General features: G+C 30.3%; 13 protein-coding genes. 1 reads left to right on the top strand and 12 read right to left on the bottom strand.

Translation table 11 applies throughout. The annotated features are described in order from the left end of the window. The first annotated feature begins 441 nt into the window (after positions 1-441). Positions 442-900, top strand: a complete 459-nt coding sequence (locus ACTCDL_RS09920; RefSeq protein ID WP_463176222.1) for a flavodoxin family protein — start codon at positions 442-444, stop codon at positions 898-900. Positions 901-930: 30 nt separating this feature from the next. On the opposite strand, the gene yfcE is transcribed toward ACTCDL_RS09920, so the two are convergent. From yfcE to ACTCDL_RS09860, 12 genes are all read right to left on the bottom strand, one after another. Beyond that, complete coding sequence (yfcE, locus tag ACTCDL_RS09915) at positions 931-1491, bottom strand: phosphodiesterase (RefSeq protein ID WP_463176220.1); 561 nt, start codon at positions 1489-1491, stop codon at positions 931-933. A gap of 46 nt (positions 1492-1537) precedes the next feature. Continuing rightward, positions 1538-3274, bottom strand: a complete 1737-nt coding sequence (locus tag ACTCDL_RS09910) for a sensor domain-containing diguanylate cyclase (protein ID WP_463176225.1) — start codon at positions 3272-3274, stop codon at positions 1538-1540. Positions 3275-4052: 778 nt separating this feature from the next. Beyond that, positions 4053-4184: a hypothetical protein gene (locus tag ACTCDL_RS09905; protein WP_463176217.1), complete on the bottom strand. Its 132-nt coding sequence runs from the start codon at positions 4182-4184 to the stop codon at positions 4053-4055. 89 nt (positions 4185-4273) lie between these two features. Then, positions 4274-4828 carry an NUDIX hydrolase gene (locus ACTCDL_RS09900; RefSeq protein ID WP_463176213.1) on the bottom strand — a complete coding sequence of 185 codons (555 nt, stop codon included), beginning with the start codon at positions 4826-4828 and terminating at the stop codon, positions 4274-4276. 702 nt (positions 4829-5530) lie between these two features. Next, complete coding sequence (locus ACTCDL_RS09895) at positions 5531-5800, bottom strand: YkvA family protein (RefSeq protein ID WP_463176211.1); 270 nt, start codon at positions 5798-5800, stop codon at positions 5531-5533. Positions 5801-5880: 80 nt separating this feature from the next. Continuing rightward, complete coding sequence (locus tag ACTCDL_RS09890) at positions 5881-6066, bottom strand: rubredoxin (protein WP_463176208.1); 186 nt, start codon at positions 6064-6066, stop codon at positions 5881-5883. 123 nt (positions 6067-6189) lie between these two features. Next, positions 6190-7257 carry a magnesium/cobalt transporter CorA gene (corA, locus tag ACTCDL_RS09885; protein WP_463176206.1) on the bottom strand — a complete coding sequence of 356 codons (1068 nt, stop codon included), beginning with the start codon at positions 7255-7257 and terminating at the stop codon, positions 6190-6192. Positions 7258-7300: 43 nt separating this feature from the next. Beyond that, entirely contained in the window at positions 7301-7633 is a 333-nt protein-coding gene (locus ACTCDL_RS09880; protein WP_463176203.1) for a GNAT family N-acetyltransferase, read from the bottom strand. A 39-nt stretch (positions 7634-7672) separates the two neighbouring features. Continuing rightward, on the bottom strand, positions 7673-8296 hold the full coding sequence (locus ACTCDL_RS09875) for a class I SAM-dependent methyltransferase (RefSeq protein WP_463176201.1): 624 nt from the start codon (positions 8294-8296) through the stop codon (positions 7673-7675). A gap of 171 nt (positions 8297-8467) precedes the next feature. Continuing rightward, entirely contained in the window at positions 8468-8749 is a 282-nt protein-coding gene (locus ACTCDL_RS09870; RefSeq protein WP_463176198.1) for an acylphosphatase, read from the bottom strand. Positions 8750-8775: 26 nt separating this feature from the next. Beyond that, positions 8776-11064, bottom strand: coding sequence for an HD domain-containing phosphohydrolase (locus ACTCDL_RS09865; RefSeq protein ID WP_463176196.1), 2289 nt, complete (start codon positions 11062-11064; stop codon positions 8776-8778). Between the two features lie 261 nt (positions 11065-11325). Then, the gene (locus ACTCDL_RS09860) at positions 11326-11766 is read right to left on the bottom strand and encodes a pyridoxamine 5'-phosphate oxidase family protein (RefSeq protein WP_463176194.1); all 441 of its coding nucleotides are present in this window, start codon (positions 11764-11766) and stop codon (positions 11326-11328) included. Between the last annotated feature and the right edge of the window lie 313 nt (positions 11767-12079).

Genomic DNA, 12079 nt, shown 5'->3' with positions numbered 1-12079 from the left:
TAATTTAAATATCCTAATAATTTAATACCTTTAAGTTCTTAACTAAAAACCTTAAAAGATAACTTTCAGCAACGAATCTACCGAATTTACGCGAATAAAGCTAAAAGATTAATTAATCTTTTAATCTTTAATTCGTGTTAATTCGTTACTAATCTTTAGCTTTTGATCTTTAGTCTTTTATTACACTTTAGACTTGGATATCTATAACAGCATACTTACTTATATAATTTTCTATTAAAAACCATCTATTCATATAATATTTATTTAAACTTTGACTTATGCTATTAAATCAATTTATTGAACCTAAAACCCTAAAATAATTGGAATAAAAAAATTAAATCAATAATATGCCTTGCTGTTAAAAGCAAAACTTTATATAATATAGTTATTGACATAATTTCAACGGGGTTAATAATATAAGTATCAGGGGGACTAAAAGTAATGAAAATCTTAATAGTCTATAAATCAATTCACCATGGTAATACCGAAAAAATTGCTAGAACAATGGCAGATGTTATTAATGCCGATATATTATCCACTAGAGATGCCACACCTCAAATCATTGGTAGATATGACTTAGTTGGCTTTGGTTCAGGAATATATTTTGGTAAACATCACCATAAATTATTAAGTTTAGCAGAAGACTTACCAACAGTTCAAGGAAAAAAAGCCTTTATCTTCTCTACCAGTGGCTTGAGAAAATTACCTCTTATTCATAATTTTAACAAAGAATTAAAGAAGAGATTATTGGAAAAAAACTATAAATTAATTGGGACTTTCTCTTGTCGAGGCTTTGATACCTATGGACCATTAAAGTTAATTGGTGGTATCCAAAAAGAAAGACCTAATGATGAAGATTTTACTAATGCTATAACCTTTGCCGAAAATTTAATAGAATAAAAAGATAAAAGACCAACTACTGTTGGCCTTTTATCTCTCTGCTAGGTCAATATAATCAATCAACCTCTTCCCATCTTCCAAAGAGATAATATCAATTTTATCATCAATTACTGCAAAAGTAGCAATTTGTGGTTCCTGCTTAGGCAAAGATATACTACCAGGATTTAATAATATCACCCCGTCTACTTCTTTAGCTACTGGTTGATGAGTATGTCCAAAGATTAAGATATCAGCACCAAATCTTTTAGCAAAAGCAACTCTATCCTCTTCTTTCTCATGCTGATAACCATGATAGATAACAATTCTACAGCCATTATCATCAACTACCGCATATTCAGGTAAAGGATAAGGTAAGACCCAATCATCTACTACCGCATCTACATTCCCTTTCACAGCTAATAAATCCCCTTTAAATTGATTGATCTCTTCTACTAAAGCTTTAGTATTATACCCATCTGGTAAAGGGTTTCTAGCTCCATGATATAAAATATCACCAGCCACCAAAATCATATCAACATCATCCAAATATTTAGTTACTCTTTTAAAAGCACTTAAACTACCATGAATATCACTAATTACACCAATTCTCAATATGATCACCTCTAATCTATCTTTTTATATTATATCAAAAAATTATCTATTTATATTCAGCCAGGCAAGTTTGATCTTTTCCTTTTCTCTTGGCTCGATATAATTCAGTATCAGCAGCACTAATTAACTCTTTTTGAGACAATCCTACTTGATAACATGCAACCCCAATACTGATTGTAACCTTTAACCTTAGATTATCATATTCAACTACCATATTTCTTACTAACTCATTCAACCTTTCTCCAATAGCTAACACAGCATCAGCACCGGTTTTAGGCAAGATAATTGCAAACTCTTCTCCACCATATCTGGCTACTATATCTAAAGCTCTTGCTTCTTCTTTTAATAATCGTGCCAGACACTTTAATACCTTATCACCAGCTTGATGGCCATAAGTATCATTGAACTCTTTAAAGTTATCAATATCCATCATCATCAAAGATAATTCAGTTTTCGACTCCTTAGCTTCAATTATCTCTTCTCTTAAGGAATCCTGTAAGTAACTATGGTTATATAGTTTGGTTAAGCCATCTCTAGTAGCTAAATCCTCCATCTGTTTATACATAGTAGCATTCTCAATAGCAATAGCAATCTGATTAGATAAGGTAGTTAAAAAGCTCTTATCTGCTTCTTTAAAGTTTCTGGGAAAATCCAACTGTGCTGCAGTAATTGCTCCCAGCATATTATCCCTTACTTTTAGTGGAATACAGACAGCTGAGATTAGATTTAATGTTTCAAACTGATTCTTAATCCCCTCACTTACCTTATCAGTAATCAAAACACTATTAGTCTGAATTAAATTATCAGCAGTCTTTTTAGCTAATTGAATTAATTTTTTAGTCTCTTTATTATCTGGAACTCCTATAGATGAGACCAACTTCAACTTTTCATCCTGCTTGTCTAATAAAAAAAGCCCTGCCATTGATACCCCCATAGTCCCTAAAACAACATCAACAGTTAAATCAATCACCTCATCTAAATTTAAAGTAGAGTTAATAGTATTACTTGTTCTCTGTAAAGTAGATAAACCAGCCATATTTCTCTCCATTTTTTCAAAAAACTCTGCTTTTTCAATAGCTAAGGGTGACTGTTCCACTACTGTTCTAATAGCAACTCTATGGAAATTGTTGAAAAAAGACTCTTCTGGATGTAAAAAAAAGATAATACCTGCCAAATCACCTTCAACAAAAATTGGAGATAATAACATTGAATTAAAACCACCTTCAACAAATAATTCTGTATCAGAGTGATTATCATTTACTAAAGAATCAACTATTACTATCTCTCCTTCAGTCAACTGATAGCCAAAATATTTTTCACCTTTTTTAATCTTAACCTTCTTCCAATACTGTCTATATAAATCTCTATCTAAACCTTTTAATGATTTAACATCTAGATAAGAGTCTTCCTCTTCAGATTGAGCTAATAAGCCTCCTACCTCTACCCCTAACTTCTCACAAGCAATCTCAATTAAAGCTTCATAAGTATCCTCTAATGTAAATTTGGAGCTTAATTTTTTATTGATATCATGTAATCCAGTTAAACTACTACAGGTTAAATTAATATCTTTTAATTCTCTCTCTTTACTACATATCAATTCCAACCTCTTTTTATGAATATCAATAACTAACAGTACCGACCAGAAGATTATAGTATTAATAACTAGATATAAAATAGCTTTATCTTGAAATATTAGTGTTATTGCTAAAAGTAAGCTGATTACTAGATTTTTTAATTTAGTATCAAGATTATCTAATTTTAGTATATGATAATTATCTATCACTATTCCCAATAATATACTATCTAATCCCAGAGGATAAAGATTGATCCTCAAATAACAACTTAATATAGCCATTATAATTCCGTTTATAAGGCCATAAGGAAATTTAAAAAAATTCCCAACCAATAAGATCGTTAAATAATATAACCCTAAATTATATCCTTTAAAAAGACAAGTCAGTAGTATTACAATTGTAATAACAATCAGGTTAAAGAATAACTTACCTTTAGTCTCCAGGTTACTAATCCTCCCCTTAGAAAGAGGCCTTGCATTGATTACAATATATGTGACGGATATAAAGATAAAAAGTTTCAAAATAGCCTGAACAAATAAATTCATCTCTTCCATAGTTAGTTGCCCCCGTATCTTTTAGTTAATTTAAAGGTTAGTAATGTAAGTAATATAGGTCTATAAAAAAATTATAAAAGTAATTAATTATAATAATTGATTTTACTAGAAATTAATATAAATAATAATAACTTGTCATTCTTTATATAAAACTATATTTCCTATAGTATTTCTAGATAAGGTCTAATTTTCCCTGCATAATTAATAATCTTTCAAAACATTTTAGCATAGATATTAATATTTTGTAATAATTTTCATATTATTCATATTAATCCCAAATATCAATCCGTATTATTATAATTTTTCTGCTTTCAAGAAATTAAAGATTTCTTATATAATCTTATAAATAATTGGCTATAAAAGCTCTAATATCCTTATATCTATTTTTTAACTAATAAATTGCTGAAGAATAAATTGGGTCTAAAGACCCAATTTATTCTTCTTCAACTGCTAAAATCTTAATTTGATTATTGTCATCTCTATCAAGATTTAATGCAATCTCCATATCCTCCAACTTTCTTTTTTCATGACCATCTAATTTAGCACGTTTAACTTGTAATTGCATTGCAAAACTCCTCTCTTTGAACTTACTTTTTATTCTTATTATTTAGATGACTTGTTTATAGCATTTCAAAATTTAAAGAGCTTTATGTATTAATCATTTTTATTCTTCAAATAATCTTTGGCATGTAACAGGGCCAGTACTGCCAAAGAATGATTGATTGAGCCACTAGAGATCAACTCATCTATATCTGCTAACTTTATTAGTTTGATTTCGATATCTTCTGTTAAATCTAAATCCTGCTCTCCTACTAAAGAAGCACCTTCTGCCAAGTAAAAATGACAATAATTATTCTGAATTGCAGGGTTAACAGCTACCTTTCCTAAATAAATCATATTTTGACTGGCATAGCCAGTCTCCTCTAACAATTCTCGTTTAGCAGCAACTTCTGGGTTATTCTCCCCTACATCTAAAGTCCCAGCAGGAACCTCTAGAGTAATATCATCAATTCCGAAACGATATTGTTTGACAAACACTACCTCATTTTTAGCCGTAATTGGTACTACATTAACCCAATCCATAAACTCCATCTTAAAAAAGGGATAAGAGATCTTTTTCTTGTTATGATAACATAATTCTTCTTTAAAAGAAACAATTCCCCGCTGATATATCACCTTACTATCTTTCTTTTCCCAAATTTTCTCCATATAACTACCTACTTTCATTTAACTTTAATAATAATTCAAAAAATAAATATATATAAGATAAATTTATCTTATATCCCAAAACCAATTAAATTCTTGATAATCCTTTCCATTTAGCTAAAACTACATTCTTAGAAAAATCATCTTAAAGGGTGTTTGAAAAATCTTTTAATAATTAATCATCGAGAAATTGACATTGTATATGTACTATAAATTTCACTCTTAAGATTAAGAGGGGTTGGGGGCGTTGTGAGACTTTAAGAACTTCCCCCTCCTAACTTCCCCCCTTAAAAGGGGAGGAATAAAAAGTGTTTAAAGTCCTCTCCTTATCAGGGAGAGGATTTAGGAGAGGGTATTTTTTAAACTAACACTGATATTTAAACCTGTCGCAATATCCCCATTAAATTACACTTTAGTGTCAGGAATCAGTATGTTCTACAGATTCCTGATAACCGATTCCCGATTCCTAAGATGTCGTAATATCTTTCTATTGTTTCATTCTAAAGTTGGATATCTATATAGAGGTTCGTAAATCTAAAATAAAATTTAACCATGATGCTTATACAGAGAAAAAGTGATATTTAGGAGGTAGTTTGGTAGGAGTTAAAATCAAAAAATAAAAGCAATATTAAATCTAGGCTTTAGACTTGGAAATCTATAATATCAATTAATTAAGATTAGCTTGAGATTGATAGCACCTTAAGCTCACTCGACTTTATACTCATCATCATCTAAAGTATAGTCATTATTATTATTCTGCTCATATTTATCAATCAAATTGAACATATAGTTCCACACAACCAAAGCAATAGCTGTATCATCCAACCATCCAAAAAAAGGAATCAACATCTCTGGAACTAAATCTAATGGAGATATAATGTAAACTAAAGGAAAGAGCAATAAGACTTTCTTCATTAAAGGCACTTGTGGATCACTAATATACTTACTTGCTAATCTTATATTCTTAATAATCATTTTAAAAGTGCTTAATTTTTTTCCCATATCTTCACCCCATTATTTAGTCTACACAATTTTAATTATAAATATTTTTACCTTCATAAACTAGGAACTATAACCTCAAAAAATCTATCTTTATCAGCACCACAGACTGGACATCTCCAACCATGGGGCAATTCTTTAAAAGGAGTTCCTACTTTAATATCTCCTTGATTGTCACCCAAACTTTCATCATACTCATAACCGCAAACCTCACATTTATATTTGACTAGTTTATTACTCACAACTATCACTCCTTAGTAACTAGTATACAGAAAAACAAACTACTTAAGGTACTATAATACTTCTTATTTATTTTTTTAATCTTTACTCATTGTTCTTTCCTATTTCACTCCAAAGTCTGATGTCTATAGCCACTTCTTTCTCTTAAAATAAAATAACATCCCAATTACAATAGCTAGCATCACTATTAAAGTAATCGGATATCCCAAATTACTTTCAAGTTCTGGCATATATCTAAAGTTCATCCCATAAATCCCTGCTATAAAAGTCAACGGAATAAAAATTGTAGATATGATTGTTAAAACCTGCATAATTTCATTCATCTTATTATTTACATTTGATAAATAAGTATCCATCATACCATTGATTATATCTCTAAAGGTTTGAATTGTATCTATTGTCCTTTCAATATGATCATTAACATCCTTTAGATAAAGAGTTGTACTATCTTTAAACAGCTTGTTATCACCTTTGAGCAGATTATTAAAGATACCCTTTAAAGGCCAGACTGACTTCTCCAAAAAGATCATTTCATGTTTAACCTGCTGTATATCAGATAATATATCCTGAGAAGAATCAAGTAATAAGTCTTCTTCCATCAAAAAGAGCCCTTCACCAATCTCATCTAATACTACAAAATAATTATCTACTATCACGTCTAACAGAACATATGCCAAATAATCAGCACCTAAAGTTCTTAAGCGAGAACTTTGACTTCTAATTCTCTCTCTAATATTATCAAAGACATCTCCTTCTTTTTCTTGAAAGGTAAGCACAAAATCCTCTCCTAAGATAATACTCAACTGCTCTATATCTATCTCTTCTTCTTTGTAATCATAAGAGAATAATTTAATTACAAAGTAGACAAAATCATCATAGCAATCAACTTTAGGGCGGTGGTTTGTATCAAGTATGTCCTCTAAGACTAAGGAATGGATATTGAAAACATCCCCTAAGCTTTTAACTACTTCTATATTATGTAATCCATCAATATTAATCCACTTTATCCCTGTTTTTTCTTTATAAGCTAAAGCCTCTTCAAGGCTGATATCCTTCTCTTCTACATAGCCACCACTACTATAATTAAAGACTGTTATCTTAACCTCTTCCTCCCGCTCTTCTCCTCTATAAACTAAAGTTCCAGGAGGTAATCCACTCTTATTGATCGAGCTCTTTTTAAATCTATAAGCCATTACTAATCCTCCTAATCATCTTACCTGCTCTGCCATTCATCTTTTAAAATAACGTAACAGATTTCATCATGATATCTACCATTTCTGTATCTCTTTTTCCTCCTAATTCCCAAGAGCCATTCTTTAAATCTAATTTAACAAAATCGATCTGTCCAATATAATCTCCAGTCTCTACATCTGCAATCACAAAACCTGTCCATTCATTACTCATTGCTTTATCCAAAAAATCCCTTGTATCCTTTTCAGAATTTGGATAAAGAAAGATATCAGATAAGTATCCCGTAATCTCAGGGTTAATAACCCATCCTCTGATTTCTTCAAAATCAGAGGACTTATACTCCCTTAACATAACTCTTTGACCATAAATTCTTGACATTATTAATATCCTTCTTAAACCTTTATCAATAATATGTAATTATCCTTCTAGTTGAGCAATCACCATATATTCATCTTTAGTGACTAATTTCCAATCCCTTAATTTAAAACTATGCTCATCTAAAAAGCTCTCTATCATGCCTTTAGAGTATATCTTGATTTTCTTCTTAAATAAAGTCGATAATAAATTCATTAACTGTCTAATAGGAGTTGCTTTCCAATTATCAGTAATAACTAAATAACCTTTAGGCTTAATTACCCTCTTTATCTCTGTCAAGACTCTTTCAGGATGGCGATAATGTTGAAAGGAATCGATACATAATACCAAATCAAAGGAAGATTCATCCCAAGGTAATATTTCAGAATTACAGAGGATGAGATCACTATTAACTCCCAATCTTCGTTTAGCAGCTTTTAGCTTATCTGCTGATGAATCTATCCCTGAGATCGATACATCTGTATAAGCCTTAGCAATAGTTTCTAATAAATATCCTTTTCCACAATCTACATCAAGTACCGACTCAAACTCTAAATTCCCCAAAATATCTATTAAATTTCTCCGAATTACTTCTATCTTCTTTTGATAACTATTAACACTATATCTGCTTGATGGAAGAGGAAAAGACTGACCTATACTATCTTTATACATATTCTGACTCTCCAACTCTCTTTGGCCTCCTTTGTAGTTAGCCTACCCTCTGATAACCTTATACTCTTCTAAGCAGACGATATAATATTTATGATTAACTGTAATTTATATTATTTCTATAAAAGTTAAAAAATACCTTTCTCTTTTGAATATAGTTTTATTTAAAATCTTCCAGTTGTAGTTGAATTAATATTTCATTTTAAATTTACTAAACTCACCTTGATAATCTTCATCTATTATCTCAACATCATCCACTTGAGATAAAGGAGAGCCTTGCTTAAGGAAATCTATCATCTTATTCACCTGAACCTCATCACCCGCAATCACAGCCTCTACTCTACCATCAGCAAGATTTTTGACCCAACCTCTTACCTCCAATTTATTTGCCTGTTGATTAGTATACCAACGAAAACCTACTCCTTGTACATGACCACTAATATAAAGATGTTTTCGTACTTTAGAGTCCATTAATTATCCCTCCAATATATTATAACTTAAAACTCACCTTTATCGATTAACTCTAAGGCAATATCTACTATCTGAGGTGAAAACTGTTTACCCCTATTATTCTCTAACTCTTTAATTGCAACTTCCCTTGATAGCTTCTGACGATAAACCCTATCATTTACCATACTATCCCAAGCATCTGCTACAGATATAATTTGAGATACCAAAGGAATCTTATCACCTTTAAGCCCTTGGGGATAACCAAAACCATCCCACCTTTCATGGTGACAATAGGTGTAAATCGCAATTTCTTCCAACTCTTTAGAATGGCTTAATACCTGATAACCCCAAGTACTATGCTTCTTAATTTCGGCAAACTCTTCATCAGTAAGTCTAGTAGTTTTGTTTAAAATATTCTTATCTACCAAAATTTTACCTATGTCATGGACTAAACCAGTGAAGTAAACAATCTCAATCTCCTCTGTACTCAACTCTAATTTCTTAGCAATCTGTGCTGAGATATAAGCAACATTTTCAGAGTGCCCTTTAGTATATTTATCATGTATCTCTAAGATATTTATGATAGAGAAGATAGTCTCCTCTTGGAACTTCTCTCTGATATTAATATAGCGTTGCATTGTTAAGAAGGCTGAAGCTATACTCCCAAAGGATTTTATGATTTTAATAGATTCATTACTAAAAGATTCTTCCTTACTCTCTTTAGCAATATCTAAGGAGATACCACCTAAGACTTCCTCACCAATCTTTAATTTAACTAATAAAGTAGATTTAATCGGAATAGTAGCTATATCAAAATCATCTTGTTGGCTTGTAGCAATAAACTCTTTATCTTTTCCCATAATATCTTCTACTATAACCACATCATCTTCTGGCAGAAAAGCATCTTCTATACTTAATAACTTCAGAAAATCTAAATTGTGACCAATAGCATCAATAAACTCCCATCTTCCTTCATCAATCAAATAAATACTACCATAATCAGCTTCTGGAATTAACTGTTGAGCAATCTTTAATAATCTAGATAAGAACTTACTATCTTCATCGAAGATATCTTTAGTCAAACTAGAAGTAAGCAAGATAATCTCCTGCAACTTCTCTGTTAAAGAATCTAATTCCTGATTAGACTCTTTAAGTCTCTTATTTATCAAGTCCTGCTCTTTAAAACTAACTAATAGTTCACTAGTCATATTCTGATAGGTAGACAATAATGTATTTACTTCTTCAATATCTGTCCTATCAATCTTCTTATAAAAATCACCATTATTATCTAGCTTAAATCCCCTCATATTCTCTGCAAGTTGAGCAAAGGGAATAGATAATTTTTGATAGATCCTTTTATTTAAAGTGACTATAATAAATGAAATTAACATCAATATCAGAAATAAACCAAGCAATATCAAAAACCTATGGAATTTAACATTAGAATAATCCAAATTAATCTTTAAAATATAATTTTGTTCCAAACCTAAGTCCTTATCTGATTTAAGAGTAAAGGGAATATAAATTTCATCTTTGGGCTTATTTAACCTTCTCTTTTGAATATCAATATCACTAATATCCTCCTTACTAATTGATAAAGTGCTTTGCTCTCCTAAGGATATATCCATTGAAGCAGAACTTATAGGCATAAAGCCATCATTATATAATTTTAAATCCTTTACTAAAAAGAGCTGGCCCTCTAACTCTTTAATTGTATTGATTAGCTCTTCAAATAAGTTGAATTTAAGAGGAACTCCTAACTCTAATATGTCCCCATTCTTTAATTTTATATAACCATACTTACGGGGAACACTCCTTCCTAGATTATAAGTCAATCTATGTAAGAGAACCTCCCCCTTATCTAATCCTTTGATCTTTGTCCATAACTTAGGATAATCACTAAAGTTCAATCCTAAATCATCACGATAATTTGTTTGGATAATCTTACCACTAGAATCAATTAAATAAAAGTTTATCTCTTTATCTGATAAGATATTAGGGACTTTTAGCCCTGCTCTTATCTCTTGAAGGTATTGGTGTAGTCTAGCTACTGATAATTTATCAAAATCGCCAGCTTCAATTTTATCTGCAAACTTTAATATAATATCTTCAATAAAGGGATCATAACTTTTTTCAATCACCTGTAATGAATCATCAAACTGTTTCATATGTGAAAGTACAATCTTTATATTGGTTTTTTGGGCTAGACTATATATCTTATTACTTAATAGATAATTAATTGGGAAGATAACCACCAATAAGATTGATATAGCTATAATTAATAGACACGAGAAAAACTTTATATTGATTATATCCTCAAGTGATTGTTCTTTCATCAGTTACCCCTCCTACCTCTCTACTAATTGATAGATTCTATAAAAGTATTAAATTCAAGTTTAAAACAATAACCCTTATAAAATAATTAACCAAAAAATCAAAAAATCCTTCCAGTAGAGAAGAATTTATAAAAGTCCAATAGTCCAAGAGAATCTCTAAAATCTTATAACTTAAATTAATTTTAAAAATTATAGAAGATCTCTATGGTTGTCCTGAAATGATAAAAAGCTACCAACTCATGAGTCGGTAGCTTTGCCTAGTTAAGCTTTCCAAATACTCTTTTCACCATCTCCATCTACAGCATCTTTATATACTGCTTTTTGAGCATTAATTTTGATAATATATCCATCCTCATTACCCATATGTTCAAAAGGACAGTATTCTTCTGCTTGTTTATAAAGATTAGAACCTTCTTGCCCCACTTCTGCTTGACCAAAGATTTGAACACCTTTAATAGTCTCATAATCACCATAAAATTCTGTACTTACTAATAAACAGACCTCCTTATTCTTCTCTAAATTTAAGAATTTAGAGCCACCGTTACTGTGGATATAAATCTCCAACCCTTCACCAAGAAAGTATTTAACTGGACTTACCCTTGTCTCTATTCCAGAAGTAGCTAAAGCTCCAGTATCCTTTTTCTTTAAAAAGTTTATAATTGTTGTCTTTAATTCATTGCCTGTTATAGTTGCTGTTGCCATATGTTCATGCTCCCTTCTTTACTTTATTTATTATTAGTATGAGCCATTCCTTAAAAAATATTATTTAATGCGATGATTTATTAGCTTAATTATTATTCTAAGATTATCAAGTTGTTAAATGGAAAAATAGAGTAAATTATGGTATTATCTTAATATAGACAAACAACTCTAGAATGAAACCTAAATATCCTACTAATTTAATACCTCTAATTCTTTAAACAAAAAACTTAAAGGATAACTTTCAGCAACGAATCTACGCGAATAAAACCAAATATTTAAAAAATTAATTAATCTTTTACTCTTTAATTCGTGT

It is taken from the genome of Orenia sp. (assembly GCF_055140805.1).
The sequence above is the reverse complement of the archived record's forward strand: the minus strand, read 5'-3'. Positions and strand labels throughout refer to the sequence as shown.

Bases quoted from the DNA above. Each gene is read 5' to 3' on its own strand.
- ACTCDL_RS09900 (WP_463176213.1), bottom strand. From the start codon at position 4,828: ATGGAGAAAATTTGGGAAAAGAAAGATAGTAAGGTGATATATCAGCGG.
- ACTCDL_RS09905 (WP_463176217.1), bottom strand. From the start codon at position 4,184: ATGCAATTACAAGTTAAACGTGCTAAATTAGATGGTCATGAAAAAAGA.
- ACTCDL_RS09860 (WP_463176194.1), bottom strand. From the start codon at position 11,766: ATGGCAACAGCAACTATAACAGGCAATGAATTAAAGACAACAATTATA.
- corA (WP_463176206.1), bottom strand. From the start codon at position 7,257: ATGGCTTATAGATTTAAAAAGAGCTCGATCAATAAGAGTGGATTACCT.
- ACTCDL_RS09880 (WP_463176203.1), bottom strand. From the start codon at position 7,633: ATGTCAAGAATTTATGGTCAAAGAGTTATGTTAAGGGAGTATAAGTCC.
- ACTCDL_RS09870 (WP_463176198.1), bottom strand. From the start codon at position 8,749: ATGGACTCTAAAGTACGAAAACATCTTTATATTAGTGGTCATGTACAA.
- ACTCDL_RS09920 (WP_463176222.1), top strand. From the start codon at position 442: ATGAAAATCTTAATAGTCTATAAATCAATTCACCATGGTAATACCGAA.
- ACTCDL_RS09865 (WP_463176196.1), bottom strand. From the start codon at position 11,064: ATGAAAGAACAATCACTTGAGGATATAATCAATATAAAGTTTTTCTCG.
- ACTCDL_RS09895 (WP_463176211.1), bottom strand. From the start codon at position 5,800: ATGATTATTAAGAATATAAGATTAGCAAGTAAGTATATTAGTGATCCA.